This window comes from Acinetobacter johnsonii (genome assembly GCF_048551975.1).
In the GTDB taxonomy this organism is placed as follows: Bacteria; Pseudomonadota; Gammaproteobacteria; order Pseudomonadales; family Moraxellaceae; genus Acinetobacter; species Acinetobacter johnsonii_A.
In genome coordinates this window covers 386341-400770 of the sequence record NZ_JBIMCF010000001.1, presented here as the reverse complement: position 1 = coordinate 400770, position 14430 = coordinate 386341, and the positions used below count along the sequence as shown (strand labels likewise).

The window sequence follows — 14430 nt, the reverse complement described above, 5'->3', positions numbered from 1 at the left end:
ACATTGAGGTTAATACACGATGCCATTTTTTGGTTTTATTCCAACGACTGAACTTTTACAGACTATTCAAACTGCACAGCAGAAGAAAGACTCAAGTGAACCTTTATATCCACTTCGAGATCAAACAGCACTCCTCATCAATGATGAAATTATTGATGCCATTTTGACTGAGTTAGTTCGCCGTTTTCCACCCAGTGATAAACGTGACACAGCCGAGAAATTGGCTGGCTATATTAAGTCAACAGTTGCGGTTTTGTTGAAGCAGCTTTTAGGCAAATCATCGAATGATGTGGTTCAAGCATCGATTCAGTTTTCTGAAAAAAGCTTGTTTAAAGATGCTGAAGGTCAGTTCCGTGTGGGTGAAGCGCTAGATGCAAGCTTAGTGACCAGCCTCAAATATAACTATGCTGAAATTAAAGCAGGTAATGAAGTAGATAAAGCCGCGTTAACCGAACTGTATAAACAGTTTGCTGAAGCGACTGTACGCCACTTCATGAATGACTTTAATAAAACCCTCGATTTGGGCATGATTAAGCGTAAAGCAGCAGATATCGGTTCTGCAGCTGTCATTAAAGCAGTGCATATTGCAGCCAATAAAATCATCCCCAATTTAACCAAAGATGAACTTTTAGCTTTGGCTGAATATCACGACACCTTATTTCATGCTTAAGTACTAAAAGTCTTCGAGACTTTTCAGATCAAAATGACTCTACTGATGTAGGGTCATTTTAGTTTCTAAGCTGTGATTTCTTAGTCTTTATATAAAGCTATATATAAAGTCCATCTATAAGCTGAAACCAGATCTTTTTTGTCATTGTCACTAGACCCTAAACACTACAATTTTAATTGCCTCTATATAAGGAAGACTTTTTATATCAGTCAGTAAAACTTGACTTATATAGTCACGTAAATATTCTTCCTGAAAAACTGTATCATTTTGATTGATCTGTCCTTTAGATAGGCTGAGTTTGTCTTTTTTTGTATACCTATTTGCCCGCTTCAGTACAGACAATGTTATCTTAAAGCCTATTCACGCTAGACTCCGTTCACAAGAATTTCGACATAACAGAAACGCGAACTATGGGCATTCCCCTATTCGCTTTGCTCCACTGCCAATAACGACTCTGGAAATTAGACTTCTATGTTAAATTTAAACTTTTATAACAAAGTTAAACGTTTACCTTTATTGATTGGCGCTTTGTCGATCACCAGTTTTTGCCAAGCCAACGATTTCGCTTCTCATGCTGACTATTTCAGCTTTAAACAAAAAGCCATGCAGAATTATGGTCTGTCTGCTGAGCAAGTCGATTGGGCGATGAGTGGTTCTAAAAATGTACCTAACATCATCAACATTATGAACCGCCCTGGTGAAAGTAAACCGTGGTACGAATATAAAACCAACTTTATGGCAGAAAGCACTATTCAACGTGGTGTCCGTTTCAAAGCCCAATATGCAGATACGCTCAATAGAGCTGAACAGCAATTTGGTGTACCGCAATCAGTAATTCTCGGCATTTTAGGGGTAGAAACAGGTTTTGGAACAAACAAAGGCAATTTTGTCACCCGTGATGCTTTAGCTACTTTAGGTTTTGGTTATGAACGTCGTAAGCAATATTTCCAAGATGAACTCGGCGCCTTAATTGCGTGGAGCTATAAAGATGGCGTGCCAACCAACTCGGTTGTAGGTTCGTATGCAGGTGCGGTGGGCTACCCACAATTTATGCCTAGCAATATTCCAAAGTTTGGTGTCGATTATGACGGCAATGGTCATGTCGATTTACGAAATTCGGCAGTCGATGCGATTGGTTCAATTGCCAACTATTTAGCAAATCATGGCTGGCAACGTAATCAACCTATTGGATTCGCAGCACGCTATAGTGGATCGAATCCTGAATCAGTGATTGCCAAGGATTTAACTTTACCAACGCCTTATGGCGTTTTAAAAAATCAGGGCATTCAACCGACCAATCCGATTGTCAAAATCGATGATTTAGATATGGTGAATGTGATCCAACTACAGGAAAATTATGGGCAAAGTTATTACATCACTTACCCTAACTTTCAAGTGATTACGACCTATAACAAGAGCCGTATGTATGCGACTGCAGTGTGGCAATTAGGGGCTGAAATTGCTAGCCGATAGGGCTAGCTTTTTATTCAAGTTTGAGATGTCAATAAAAAAATATGTAAAAATGATGTAAATTTCGGCATTTTTCATACCTTGTTACAATATTGATTATTTTTAACCAAAAAATGTTCGGTTTATGTAGTTTTTATCATTATTTTAATTAAACACTAGACATGCTTATGACTGCATGAATATTATCCATTTCGTCAAATGTAGTTGAAAAAGTGAATTAACAGGCAAGTTTTTTATCTTTCAACCACTTAGTTTAAAGAAAAAAGTATTGTCTTTTGGAGTTTATAAATGCAGTCTTCACTTAAATATATACTGGCCATTGCCTCGACCATCGCGCTGAGCCAATCGCAAGCAGAGATGGTTCAGTCATCATTTACCAATGATAACGATAACTCTCGCCTAGCTGCGCGTGTCTTGAATAAAGATGCTCAAGGCTTCAACTCGCACTTCTCAAATTTAAATAGCCTTTCAATCACTGAACGTTCAGGCGATAAAATTCGTCGAGAAACAATCGCTGCAAAAATTGAGATTCCTGAAGAAGAGCCTTCAGTGATTGAAAAGTTAAATACTGTTGCATCAAATACAGTCCGTAAGTTTAGTCAAACGGGCATGGCGTCTTGGTATGGTCGTCAGTTCCACGGTCGTAAAACAGCAAGTGGTGAAACATTCGATATGAATGCATTAACTGCAGCTCATCGTAGCTTGCCACTAAACTGCTTTATTCGTGTAACGAATAAAACCAATGGTAAAAGTGTTGTGGTTAAAGTAAATGATCGCGGCCCATTCCACGGTAACCGTGTACTCGATCTTTCTTATGGCGCTGCTAAGCAACTGGGTATTACCAATGCAGGTACTGCGAAAGTCAGCATTGAACGTATTGATGGACCAAACTCTTAAGAATCATTCTTACAACACGCATTTGACAGCAAAGCCACAGTAATGTGGCTTTTTTTATTGTCCCATCTTTGCCTTATGTTTTACACAATCGTAAACAGCTCAATCTCTAGCATTTGATCCCCTCTCAGATGCTCAGTTTGAATAAAATGAAAAAACCCATCGAACCGATTTTTTGAAGTGAGTGCGCTCACATTTTTACAGCGGTGGAATACTAGCTAAGTTAAGTATTTTCTCAGCTCATTTTTATCTGATAAAAGCCAATTTTTCTACCCATCTTGAACTGTAGTTTTATGCATTCGTCAAATTCAAATGATTTTATAAATTACCTAGTAAATTAAGCACCATTTTTGCAATATTAAATTCACTATTGCCCTGCTTGTTTTATATAATTGAGTCAACTCTATGGACCAAAACTCAAAAGAAAACCTTGTTATTTCTTCAAAGTTCTCAAACCCCGTCTCATTTGCTCTATTTTCAACTTTTCTAGTTCCCCAATCAAAGCTACGCCAATTTGGTAGACATAGAAAAAATCGCAAATGGTTAGCTTTTAGAGCAACACAAATTTAAAAGTAATGGAAAAGATCAGGCTCTCACAGCTTTTTATCCTTTTTTCGGTATTTTATGTACTTATTTGCTGATGAAATGCTAGAAATCAAATAATAGATTCAGACCATAAAAAATCCTTAACTCAGCAAAATACTGAGCAATAATTTTCTCGTCAAAAGAGTGATTAACAGCGTAAAAATTGCCCCATAAAAATAACTATTTTGAAGTATCCCTTTCCAGTGCCCGACTTCGAAAAAAACCAGTGGCAAACAAATCGAAACCCTCAGACAAGGCGCCGCATATTTCAGCATGCGTGTCGCAAATTTAGGCAGTCGAATTTGAGTTTTAGGCTCTAAAAATAAATAACGATTAAAAAAGGTGACACAGGTCAAACTCAAAACAAATAACCAGGTCATGTTTTAGTCCTTTGCTTGATCAAACAACGTAGCAACCCACATACCACTAAACCCAGCCAGCAAAATAGCTGATCCTAGCTCTAACCAACTCAAAATCAGCACCATGATCGAGGAACTGACAACACCATAAATTGCAGCCTTATTTTGAATCAGCATCACCGCCATAACTAAAAAAACCACCACAATTGAAAACTCTAAGTGGAGATTCGAAAGATCAGGTACTTTATTTGCAAGTAAAATACCCATTAAACTAAACAGCACCCAACTAACATAAAAGCTGAGTCCAGCACCCAACATACAGGCATAAGATGGCTTTTCCTTTAGCATCGCTGTGTCATAGAGTTCATCGGTTAGCAAAAAACCGATACTCAATCTTCTTTTGAGTGACCACGGCTTCACCTCCTCTCTTAAACTCAGTGCATAAATAAAGTGCTGACTGTTTTAGAAAAAATACGTTGATCAGAATACTCAGTAAGATGCACCCGTCATGAGCATACTCAAACTGACCAATTGTGCCGCACCTGCAAACACTAGGGCTGACATGCCTACAGCTTGCATGACACTCAGGCCCGCATTAATCGCTGCTGAGCCTGCCAATATTCCCCATGGAATAAACGCGACAGAAAGCGGCAACATATCCTGTACGCCACGGAAAAAACCTAAACTTTTATGTTGAATCAATTGCGACTGCACAGCAAACTCCATTTTTCAATTCGCTAGAGTCAATATGCGGCATAGCTTAGATGGTTTTCTTGTATGAAATTGCTGTTATTTTAAATTTTATGTGCCAGATATTGCGCAGGCGTACAGCCTAAAGACTTTTTAAAATGTCGAGTGTAATGGCTTTGATCGAAGAAACCACAGAGTTGTGCGACTGTCGCAATCTCACAGCCTTGTTTAACTAAATATAAAGATTTACGTAATCGAAACTGTACCAATCATGTATGAGGTGGAAGTCGAGTAAACTTTTTAAATTGACGTAGTAAATGCCATGGGCTCATCCCGACGACAGCGACGAGCTCGGCCAGTTGATGCTCTCTTTCAGGTTCCGCAGCAAGTAGTTCTTTTACCAAGACCACTTTACGCTGTGCTTCGGGTAATTCTTTTAATATTTTCTTAGATTGATTATAACGGCTTAATAAATAAGCCAAAGTTGAAATATATAAACTCTGCTTAAACAGTGTATTTTTAGGCTGTAGCAACAAATCGAACAGCAAATTCAATTGTTCGTCTAGCCCTTCATCTTGAACCACAGCTTGCGGAAACCACGGCATAGTACCGGCTTCATGAAAAAAATCTTGACTCACCTCTTGAATCATTTTAGGGGTCGGATAAATTGCCCGATAACACCAACCAGTTTCAACAGCAGAAGAACCCGTATTTACCTCATCAGCATTCACTAAAATAATATCGCCTTACGGCGCAATATGCTGATTTCCTGTGCGTAAAAAAGACTGCGCACCTTCATCAATTAAGCCGATGCAATAGCCTTCATGGCTATGCTTTGAAAACTGTGTATGCTGATAAGAGGCTTTTAACATCTCAAGACCATCAAGTTCTTGAACATGATGGTAATTTAAAAATTCACTAGGTCTGATTTCGTGCATGAGTTGGCCTCTCCTGAACACTCAGCATACTACGATTCAGCAAAACGTATAGAACACAATTGCTCTGCTACTGATAGGTTTTTCCTTGGTGTTTTAACCAACCACCTTCATGGCGCTGTTGTGGATCGTGATGTGTCCAGTGGATCACCCCGCCTTTTTCACTATATTCATATTCACCATTGAAACCAACGGTATCGCCTTTTTGTAAACGCTCAATGCGTGGTGCCAAATCAATATTATGTGCAATCAAAACCGTCATTGCATTAGGGAGTTCTACAATAAATTTTTGATGACGAGAACCGTGATTATCATCTTTAAGCACTGCCACAACACGCCCTTGTGATTGAACTTGAATATTACTTTTCTGGCTTTGAAACGCTTGGGCAATTTTTGCTGTGCCATCAAGCACTTGATTTTGCAGCTGGCTGGTCTGTGTAGAGGGCTCTACCGCGACTGATGGTGTGGATGTTTGTAATTGATTTTCTTGAAGATCGATTCCGAAATACGCAACAATCAAAAGTACGGTCACAGCACCAATACTCAGGTTGGTTTTGTTGGACACTTATCTACTTCCCGGTTTTATTTTTATTTATTGTATAAAAAAAGCCCCAAAGGGGCTTTTTTTACTCAAAATAATTTTTCAATTATTTTGCAGCAGCTTGAGCAGCAGCAACTTCTTCAGCGAAAGAAAGTTCAGCTTTTTTCTCAATACCTTCACCCACTTCAAAGCGAGCAAATTGAACAACTGTAGTACCAGTTGCTTTAAGAACGTCAGCAACTTTCTTGTCGTTGTCGATTACGTACATTTGACGATCAAGAGCAACTTCGTTCAAGTATTTCTCAACTGAACCAGTGACCATTTTCTCAACGATGTTTGCAGGCTTACCAGATTCGATTGCTTTAGCTTCAGCAATTTCTTTCTCTTTAGCGATAAGTTCAGCAGATACACCTTCAGCAGAGATAGCAACTGGATTGAACGCAGCAACGTGCATTGCAATACCTTTACCAGTCGCAGCATCACCTGTGTAAGATACAACAACACCGATTTTTAAACCGTGTTTGTAAACTGCAAGGTTTTCGCCTTCAATGATTTGAGCACGACGAACTTGGATGTTTTCACCGATTTTTTGAACAAGAGCAATACGCGCTTCTTCGACAGTTGCACCATCTTCAAGTTTCAATTCAGCAATTTTAGCAGCATCAGTTTCGCCAGCAGCTAACGCAGTAGCAGCAACTTGAGCAGAGAAACCAGCAAAGTTTTCGTCTTTAGCAACGAAGTCAGTTTGGCAGTTTACTTCTAAAAGAAGCGCTTTGTTACCGTCTTGAGCGATAGTGATTGCGCCATCAGCTGCAATGTTACCCGCTTTTTTAGCCGCTTTAGCTTGACCAGATTTACGAAGGTTATCAATCGCTAATTCGATGTCACCATTCGCTTCTGTTAATGCTTTTTTACATTCCATCATTGCAAGACCAGTACGATCGCGCAATTCTTTAACCATGCTTGCTGTAACTGCAGTCATGTCAATCTCCTAAATACGGTAGAAAATGAATTCTTTTTAGAACAGAAACGGCCCAGAGCTGTCTCTTGGGCCGTCTGCATACATGACGCTTACTTTGCCACCATCACATGTCGCAAAAATGACAAGCTTACGTCAAACGCATTAAGCCTCAGGAGCTTCTTTAGCTTCTTCAACTTTAGCTTGTGCATTTGCTTGTGATTGAGCATATTCTTTACCAGCAAGAATCGCATCAGCCATAGCAGAAGCATACAAAGTAACTGCACGGATCGCATCGTCATTACCCGGAATAACGTAGTCTACGTTGTCTGGGTTAGAGTTTGTATCAACGATACCGATTACAGGAATACCAAGGTTTTTAGCTTCTTTAATTGCAATTGCTTCGTGATCAACGTCGATTACGAATAATGCGTCAGGTAAACCACCCATGTTCTTAACGCCGCCTAAAGCGCGTTCAAGTTTTTCCATCTCACGAGTACGCTCTAAAGCTTCACGTTTAGTAAGCTTAGCGAAAGTACCATCTTGAGATTGAGTTTGAAGGTCTTTAAGACGGTTGATAGATTGGCGAAGTGTTTTCCAGTTCGTCAACATACCACCTAACCAACGGTGATCAACATATGGTTGACCAGCACGTTGTGCTTGCTCACGGATGATGTTAGAAGCAGCACGTTTCGTACCAACAAACAATACTTTATTCTTTTTGCTAGCAAGGTTGTTAACAAAGTTCAAAGCATCATTTAACGCAGGAACAGTGTGCTCAAGGTTGATGATGTGAATTTTGTTACGCGCACCAAAGATGTATTGACGCATCTTTGGGTTCCAGAAACGTGTTTGGTGACCGAAGTGTGCGCCTGCTTGAAGAAGGTCGCGCATGCTTACGTTGTAATCTGCCATTTTCTTTACCTTAAATGTTTGGGTTAGGCCTCCATATATCCGCATCCTCCACCCTAACGGGCACCCAGAGAAATGTGTCGATATATGTGCGGATTTTATTGCCCCATCACACAAAGCCCGTGAAATTTATTCACGAAAAAGCATTTGATAAAATGGGCGGCTATTTATACCATAGTCACACACAAATTTCCAAAAGTTTTTAGAGATCATGAACAGTACTTACGAAGCACCCCGTCGACTCATCAAAAGCGCTGAAGACATCGAAAAGATGCGTGTGGCTGGACGACTGGCGGCTGAAGTCTTGGATATGATCAAGCCACATATTAAACCAGGTGTGACTACACTTGAGTTAGATACGATTTGTCACGATTATATTGTCAATAAACAAGACGCGATTCCAGCATGTTTAGGTTACGGTGCAGCACCGGGTCGCCCTGCGTTCCAACATGTGATTTGTACTTCGGTAAATCATGTGGTCTGTCACGGCATTCCTTCAGATGCAAAAGTGTTGAAAAAAGGAGACATCTTAAATATTGATGTGACGGTCATTAAAGATGGTTTCCACGGCGATACCAACATGATGTACATCGTGGGTGGCGAAACGTCTATTCTCGCGAATCGTTTATGTAAAGTGGCACAAGAAGCAATGTACCGTGGAATAGCAACAGTGAAGCCGGGTTCAACCATTGGCGACATTGGTCACGCCATTCAACAATATGTCGAATCGGAACGTTTTAGTGTCGTACGTGAATACTGTGGTCACGGTATTGGAACTGTGTTCCATGACGAACCCCAAGTCTTACACTATGGTCAGCCAAACTCAGGCATGATTTTAGAAGAAGGCATGACCTTTACCATTGAGCCAATGGTCAATGGTGGTGACTGGAAAACTAAATTACTGGGCGATAAATGGACGGTAGTGACCAAAGACCATAGCTTGTCTGCACAGTATGAACATACGTTGTTGGTCACTAAAAACGGGGTTGAAGTGTTAACTGCACGACCTGAAGAAGATTTATCACGTTTTCAGTCTTAAATGATGTCATTGGCATGAAATATGATGCCATCTGTCAAAAAGACCACTTTCAGGTGGTCTTTTTTATGGCTAAGCAAATATTGAATTTTAAATTTATCTTTATTTTACAAACACCTAGAATCAAAAAACACTCAACAGTAGCGCTCTATTATATTCATTCACCTGTAACAAAGATTGCAAGCTAGTAACACGATCACACAAAACAGGTTTTGACATTCACAAATATCAAAAACACATCTCCTTTAAAAACAACAGCTTTATCGTAGCAGCAACCTTAATAATGCGCTCTATAAAAACGAATAGTTAATTTGGACATGGAGTCCCAGAATGAAAAAAACATTGCTTTGTGTAGCAACGTCTATTGCTGCTTTACCTATGCTCACACATGCAGATTCACCTTATTTTAGTCTACAAGATGGTGATGGATTTAAACGCTTTTCTGTATCGGTCGGTGCTTTACATGTCATGCCACAAGGTAAAGCCCAACCTTTCCGTGTTAACACATCGGTTAAAGAAGGTGAAACTGCAAAAGTTGGAGATATCAAAGCACAAACGGTGCTCGACAATATCAAGCCAGGAAGTAGCGTCAATCCCCTCTTAAAGGCTACTCTTGATGGGCTAGCTTTAATTAATGCTGATGTCCCCTCAGCACTAAGTGGAACTGCTGAAATCCGTGGACTCAGTCAATGGGATAATCCAGGTACAGGTTTGGAAGCCGATGATGTCACCACATTGGGCATCATGACCAATTACTTTTTTACCGACAATATTTCTTTTGAAATGAAAGCTGGTATTCCGCCTAAAGTCGATTTACAAGGTAAAGGAAAAATTTATGCACCTTTTTCAGCAACTGCAACACCTATGGGCGGAGCTTTAGGAAATTTAGAGCTTGAAAATGATATTTTCATTACCGACTTAGAAGCGCATGGTCCTGCGGCATCTGCACGTGCGTGGACACCTGCTTTCGAGTTCCAATATCACTTTGGTAAAACAGGTGTGAATAAATTCCGCCCCTATGTCGGTGTTGGAATGATGTATGCATACTTTAATGAGTTGGAAATTAACCCACAAACTGAAAAAGATTTAATTGCGGCAGGTCATATGATTGCCAATATTAAAGAAGGAAATGCTGGCGCATCACTTGAAGGAAAAAAGAGTTCAGCCAATCCTAAAGTTAAGCTAGAAGCAACTGATGCCTTCGCGCCTATTGCAACTGTTGGTTTCACCTATGACTTTAATGATAAATGGTTTGCTGTCGGTTCGGTGTCCTATGCTCATCTTAAAAATGAAACCACGATCACCGTCACAGATGCTACGCACGGTGAACTGATTAAATCCACAGCCGATATTGAAATTAACCCCATTCTGGCGTATGCAGGTGTCGGCTACCGGTTCTAAGCTTTAAAAGCACTACAAAAAAGACGACACCAAGTCGTCTTTTTTCATGAATATTCATTGTTTTTATTGATCAAATAGTCAATTTTTTATCATCGCTTTCAGTAAATAATTCACTTAATATAGCGAACTCTAAGCTCATTTTTTGGTTGAAATATGTCAGAAACTCGTTTTTCCAAACCGCTGATTTACATGCTCATTGGAAGTGCAATAATTCTGGCATTATCACTGGGTGTCCGACACGGCTTTGGACTCTATCTAGTACCGATGAGTGATGAGTTTGGCTGGGGACATAATGTTTTTAGTCTAGCGATTGCGATGCAAAACCTGATTTGGGGCGCTGCACAGCCCTTTACAGGTGCATTAGCAGATAAATATGGCTCTAAAATCGTGGTTGCCGTCGGTGGTGTGTTGTATACCATCGGTTTGCTGCTCATGGCAGTCAGCTCTACGGGTTGGTTACTCAACTTAAGTGTCGGTCTTATTTTGGGCCTAGCATTATCTGCCACCTCTTTCTCTGTATTGTTATCTGCGGTGGGGCGTGCTGCACCGCCTGAAAAACGTAGCCTTGCTATGGGTATTGCCAGTGCAGCGGGTTCTTTTGGGCAGTTCATTATGCTGCCGTCAACCCTACTGCTGTTAAAAAACTTTGGCTGGTCTGCGGCGTTGGTCGTTAGTGCACTTTTAATTGCGATGATTGTTCCACTGGCCTGGATGCTCAAAGCCCCGACCTTTGTTGTACCGACTGCGTCAACCAATCAAGTTCAGCTCAGTTTTAAAGATATTTTAGTCATTGCGAAAAACCATAAACCATTTTGGTTCCTAGCACTTGGTTTTTTGGTCTGTGGCTTCCAAGTCGTCTTTATAGGTATCCATTTACCTGGCTATTTGATTGACCATGGTTTTAATGCAACTACAGGAACTGTTTTCTTAGCGCTGGTCGGTTTATTTAATATCGTTGGCACCTACACTGCGGGTTGGCTAGGTGGGAAATATTCTAAACCTAAGTTGCTGATGGGCTTGTATGGGCTCAGAGGCATTGCAATTATTGCCTTTTTAATGCTCCCACTCAGCGCAGTCACCATCTATAGCTTTGGTGTGGTGATGGGTTTATTATGGTTATCTACAGTGCCTTTGACCAACGGTATTGTGGCTAATATGTTTGGTATTAAATATCTGAGTATGCTGAGCGGCATCGTGTTCTTTACCCATCAAGTCGGTTCATTTTTCGGTGGATGGCTAGGTGGTGTCAATCATGACGTGACAGGTAATTATGACTTGATTTGGCTGTTCTCTATTATTCTGAGTGTTTTTGGCGTACTGGTACATTTCTTTGTCGATGAAAAGGCGATTGTACATGACTAATTCATTTTTATGGCTCAAGTGTGGTATCGGCATTAGCGTCGTTGCTTTGTTTGTTCTGGCAATTAGCCTTTGGCTGAATACGCCTGACCTGTTTGAGTATTTTAATCAGGCATTTTGCGCACATTAAATCTGCATATTTTGAGCTCAATATTTCATTATAAAAGAAAAGCAATACAATAAATAAATTATTGTTTTTTTAAAATTTTTTCATAATTTTAGAACTTCTTTTAATTTTAAGATTACACATATTTTGATTACATTTTCTCTAGACCCTATATCTAGAGAAAATAATCAAAATGACCGCACTAACCCAACTTTCACAAGCGATTTATGATGCTCCGCGTTGGCATCAGGCTAAACAATTTCAAAACCCAGAAGAAATACAAATTATCCCACTGGCGGAAGAAGCCTTAGGTGCTGTGGTTTTTGGTTTAGATGCCCGTAAAGCCCAAGCAGGAGAAACCATCTATCGCTTAAAACAAGCTTTGGCTGAACATCTGATTTTAATTTTTAAAAACCAAACTTTGGATGATGTGCAATATTTAGCCTTTGCCAGCTATTTTGGTTCTATTTTCCGCCCAAGTGCAGACAATCCTGTGCTTGCTAGCCAGTCTAACACAGGGGTTCCACACGATGTGGTTCCTGTTTCCAATGCGGTCGGTCAAGGCGACTACACTGGCCATGGCGAACTCCCTCCATGCCGATCAGCAGTGGACACCGCTTCCCTCTTTTGGCTCTCTGCTCTATGCCCTTGAGCTTCCTCAAGACGGCGGACAAACCTCTTGGTTGAATACCATCAAAGCCTATAATGCGCTTCCCGATGACGTCAAAAAGCAGATCGACCAGCTACAGCTGATTACTTACAATCCATTTGTCCGCACACATCCAGAATCTGGGCATAAAGCGCTTTGGCTCAATACCCGTTCGGAAGTTGAATTACTCAATGTCGATGATAGCGAAGGCAGTGAACTGCTTGCTGTTCTCCGTGCGCACATCCTCAAACCTGAGTTTCGCTATAAACATCAATGGGAAACCGGAGATATTGTCTTTTGGGACAATCAGGTGACACTACATTCACGTCGTCCCTTTCCTGTCGATCAACGTCGCTTACTCAAACGTATTAGTCTTGCAGGTGGACGTCCGTACCAGGCAACAAATAAAATGAATAATTCATTGGCATGACACCAAAATGTCACGATTGTTTTAGATAATCTGTAAAAAACCAATAAAAAAGCCCATCGTTTGATGGGCTTTTTTTATTTCTATGACTTAAGCATTGCGTTTCGCAAAATCATCCATAAAATTCACTAGCGCATGAACGCCTTCTAGTGGAACTGCGTTATAAATACTTGCGCGCATCCCACCAACTGAGCGGTGACCTGCAAGATTCAACAAATGGTTTTCTTCAGCTTCTTTGAGGAAAAGTTTTTCTAAATCTGGATTCGCCAAAGTAAACGGCACATTCATAATTGAACGGTTTTGCACAGCAATTGGGTTTGCATAAAAATCGCTTGCATCGATATAACCATAAAGCAGTTTCGCCTTTTCAAGGTTCACTTTATGAATCGCTTCAACACCACCTTGTTCAAGTAGCCATTCAAACACCAGACCTGATAAGTACCAAGCATAAGTCGACGGTGTATTAACCATGGAATCATTCTTCGCTTGTGAAGCGTATTTCAAAATGCTTGGAATTTCAGGTTTGGCTTGATCTAACAGATCTTCACGAACAACAACCAAGGTTAAACCCGCTGGACCAATGTTCTTTTGTGCGCCTGCATAGATGATACCAAATTTAGTCACATCAACAGGTGCAGACAAAATACTTGAAGACAGGTCTGCAACCAATGGCGCATTGGTTTCTGGAATAGCCGCAAACTGAAGACCACCAATCGTTTCATTATCTACATAATGCACATAAGCCGCATCTTGAGATAAGTTCCAAGTGCTTGAGTCTGCAATAGCAAGTTTTCCATCAATTTGCGTACCCGCTTCAATGACATTGATATCACCATAGCGCTGCGCTTCTTTCAGTGCTTTCTCAGACCAAATTCCAGTATGGATATAGTCCGCTTTGCTGTTTTTACCCAACAAATTTAAAGGAATCGCAGAGAACTGAAGTGAAGCACCACCTTGAAGGAACAAGACTTTGTAGTTCTCTGGAATGTTCATGAGTTTACGTAAATCTGCTTCTGCTTTTTCAGCCACAGCAACATAGTCTTTACTACGGTGACTCATTTCCATGATGGAAAGACCTTTGCCTTGCCAGTCAAGCATTTCAGCTTGTGCTTTTTCTAAAACGGCAGTAGGTAATGCAGCAGGACCAGCACAGAAGTTGTACGCGCGCATGATTTTTCCTTTCAAAGTGAAACACAATAAAATGATCGCATTTAACCACAGATAGCCAGTGCTTGCAGTAAATTCAACCGAAAATATTTCAATGCAATCTCACCTTTACAGTCAAAAACTCAATCAAGATCAACGATCCAGTTTGAACTCAGCACTGCTCAATCAATTACAGCAGCACTTTCCGATTCACCAAAGCTCAAACGAAAGCATTTCCTTTGCTTAAAAATGTCGCTAATCTATTGATATACATTTGCAAATTAAACAATTC

General features: G+C 40.4%; 12 protein-coding genes and 3 pseudogenes. 8 read left to right on the top strand and 7 right to left on the bottom strand.

Annotation, left to right across the window (positions count from 1 at the left end; translation table 11 throughout):
- Window positions 1-19: 19 nt before the first annotated feature.
- The 3 genes from ACG9ZB_RS01935 to ACG9ZB_RS01925 all read left to right on the top strand — a co-directional run bounded on the left by ACG9ZB_RS01935 (window position 20) and on the right by ACG9ZB_RS01925 (window position 3037).
- Window positions 20-670, top strand: coding sequence for a hypothetical protein (locus ACG9ZB_RS01935; protein ID WP_419323724.1), 651 nt, complete (start codon window positions 20-22; stop codon window positions 668-670).
- Between the two features lie 471 nt (window positions 671-1141).
- A complete protein-coding gene (gene mltB / locus ACG9ZB_RS01930; RefSeq protein WP_419323722.1) occupies window positions 1142-2143 on the top strand; it encodes a lytic murein transglycosylase B in 1002 nt (333 codons plus the stop codon).
- A 285-nt stretch (window positions 2144-2428) separates the two neighbouring features.
- Window positions 2429-3037, top strand: coding sequence for a septal ring lytic transglycosylase RlpA family protein (locus tag ACG9ZB_RS01925; RefSeq protein ID WP_004695839.1), 609 nt, complete (start codon window positions 2429-2431; stop codon window positions 3035-3037).
- A gap of 683 nt (window positions 3038-3720) precedes the next feature.
- On the opposite strand, the gene ACG9ZB_RS01920 is transcribed toward ACG9ZB_RS01925, so the two are convergent.
- The 6 genes and pseudogenes from ACG9ZB_RS01920 to rpsB all read right to left on the bottom strand — a co-directional run bounded on the left by ACG9ZB_RS01920 (window position 3721) and on the right by rpsB (window position 8017).
- The gene (locus tag ACG9ZB_RS01920; protein WP_419323721.1) at window positions 3721-3999 is read right to left on the bottom strand and encodes an AzlD domain-containing protein; all 279 of its coding nucleotides are present in this window, start codon (window positions 3997-3999) and stop codon (window positions 3721-3723) included.
- A gap of 3 nt (window positions 4000-4002) precedes the next feature.
- Window positions 4003-4635: pseudogene (locus ACG9ZB_RS01915) on the bottom strand (AzlC family ABC transporter permease).
- A 137-nt stretch (window positions 4636-4772) separates the two neighbouring features.
- Window positions 4773-5606 (bottom strand): annotated as a pseudogene (locus tag ACG9ZB_RS01910) (AraC family transcriptional regulator).
- A 67-nt stretch (window positions 5607-5673) separates the two neighbouring features.
- Window positions 5674-6168: a DUF3465 domain-containing protein gene (locus tag ACG9ZB_RS01905; RefSeq protein WP_419323719.1), complete on the bottom strand. Its 495-nt coding sequence runs from the start codon at window positions 6166-6168 to the stop codon at window positions 5674-5676.
- 82 nt (window positions 6169-6250) lie between these two features.
- Entirely contained in the window at window positions 6251-7126 is an 876-nt protein-coding gene (gene tsf, locus ACG9ZB_RS01900; RefSeq protein WP_419323717.1) for a translation elongation factor Ts, read from the bottom strand.
- 141 nt (window positions 7127-7267) lie between these two features.
- Window positions 7268-8017 carry a 30S ribosomal protein S2 gene (gene rpsB, locus ACG9ZB_RS01895; RefSeq protein WP_004982536.1) on the bottom strand — a complete coding sequence of 250 codons (750 nt, stop codon included), beginning with the start codon at window positions 8015-8017 and terminating at the stop codon, window positions 7268-7270.
- A 208-nt stretch (window positions 8018-8225) separates the two neighbouring features.
- On the opposite strand from rpsB, the gene map reads away from it, so the two are divergent.
- From map to ACG9ZB_RS01870, 5 genes and pseudogenes are all read left to right on the top strand, one after another.
- The gene (gene map, locus ACG9ZB_RS01890; protein ID WP_234955633.1) at window positions 8226-9053 is read left to right on the top strand and encodes a type I methionyl aminopeptidase; all 828 of its coding nucleotides are present in this window, start codon (window positions 8226-8228) and stop codon (window positions 9051-9053) included.
- A gap of 327 nt (window positions 9054-9380) precedes the next feature.
- On the top strand, window positions 9381-10451 hold the full coding sequence (locus ACG9ZB_RS01885; protein WP_419323715.1) for an OmpW/AlkL family protein: 1071 nt from the start codon (window positions 9381-9383) through the stop codon (window positions 10449-10451).
- Window positions 10452-10604: 153 nt separating this feature from the next.
- Window positions 10605-11813: an MFS transporter gene (locus tag ACG9ZB_RS01880; protein ID WP_419323713.1), complete on the top strand. Its 1209-nt coding sequence runs from the start codon at window positions 10605-10607 to the stop codon at window positions 11811-11813.
- Window positions 11806-11940, top strand: a complete 135-nt coding sequence (locus ACG9ZB_RS01875) for a hypothetical protein (RefSeq protein WP_029575080.1) — start codon at window positions 11806-11808, stop codon at window positions 11938-11940. Before ACG9ZB_RS01880 ends, ACG9ZB_RS01875 begins: the two co-directional genes overlap by 8 nt.
- A gap of 169 nt (window positions 11941-12109) precedes the next feature.
- A pseudogene (locus ACG9ZB_RS01870) lies at window positions 12110-12995 on the top strand (TauD/TfdA dioxygenase family protein).
- Window positions 12996-13082: 87 nt separating this feature from the next.
- Here the strand turns inward: ACG9ZB_RS01870 and serC are convergent.
- The gene (serC, locus tag ACG9ZB_RS01865) at window positions 13083-14162 is read right to left on the bottom strand and encodes a 3-phosphoserine/phosphohydroxythreonine transaminase (RefSeq protein WP_419323710.1); all 1080 of its coding nucleotides are present in this window, start codon (window positions 14160-14162) and stop codon (window positions 13083-13085) included.
- Window positions 14163-14430: the final 268 nt, after the last annotated feature.

Excerpts from the sequence above, each read along its gene's own strand:
- ACG9ZB_RS01935 (WP_419323724.1), top strand. The coding sequence starts at position 20 with ATGCCATTTTTTGGTTTTATTCCAACGACTGAACTTTTACAGACTATT.
- mltB (WP_419323722.1), top strand. The coding sequence starts at position 1,142 with ATGTTAAATTTAAACTTTTATAACAAAGTTAAACGTTTACCTTTATTG.
- ACG9ZB_RS01925 (WP_004695839.1), top strand. The coding sequence starts at position 2,429 with ATGCAGTCTTCACTTAAATATATACTGGCCATTGCCTCGACCATCGCG.
- ACG9ZB_RS01920 (WP_419323721.1), bottom strand. The coding sequence starts at position 3,999 with ATGACCTGGTTATTTGTTTTGAGTTTGACCTGTGTCACCTTTTTTAAT.
- tsf (WP_419323717.1), bottom strand. The coding sequence starts at position 7,126 with ATGACTGCAGTTACAGCAAGCATGGTTAAAGAATTGCGCGATCGTACT.
- rpsB (WP_004982536.1), bottom strand. The coding sequence starts at position 8,017 with ATGGCAGATTACAACGTAAGCATGCGCGACCTTCTTCAAGCAGGCGCA.
- map (WP_234955633.1), top strand. The coding sequence starts at position 8,226 with ATGAACAGTACTTACGAAGCACCCCGTCGACTCATCAAAAGCGCTGAA.
- ACG9ZB_RS01885 (WP_419323715.1), top strand. The coding sequence starts at position 9,381 with ATGAAAAAAACATTGCTTTGTGTAGCAACGTCTATTGCTGCTTTACCT.
- ACG9ZB_RS01880 (WP_419323713.1), top strand. The coding sequence starts at position 10,605 with ATGTCAGAAACTCGTTTTTCCAAACCGCTGATTTACATGCTCATTGGA.
- ACG9ZB_RS01875 (WP_029575080.1), top strand. The coding sequence starts at position 11,806 with ATGACTAATTCATTTTTATGGCTCAAGTGTGGTATCGGCATTAGCGTC.
- serC (WP_419323710.1), bottom strand. The coding sequence starts at position 14,162 with ATGCGCGCGTACAACTTCTGTGCTGGTCCTGCTGCATTACCTACTGCC.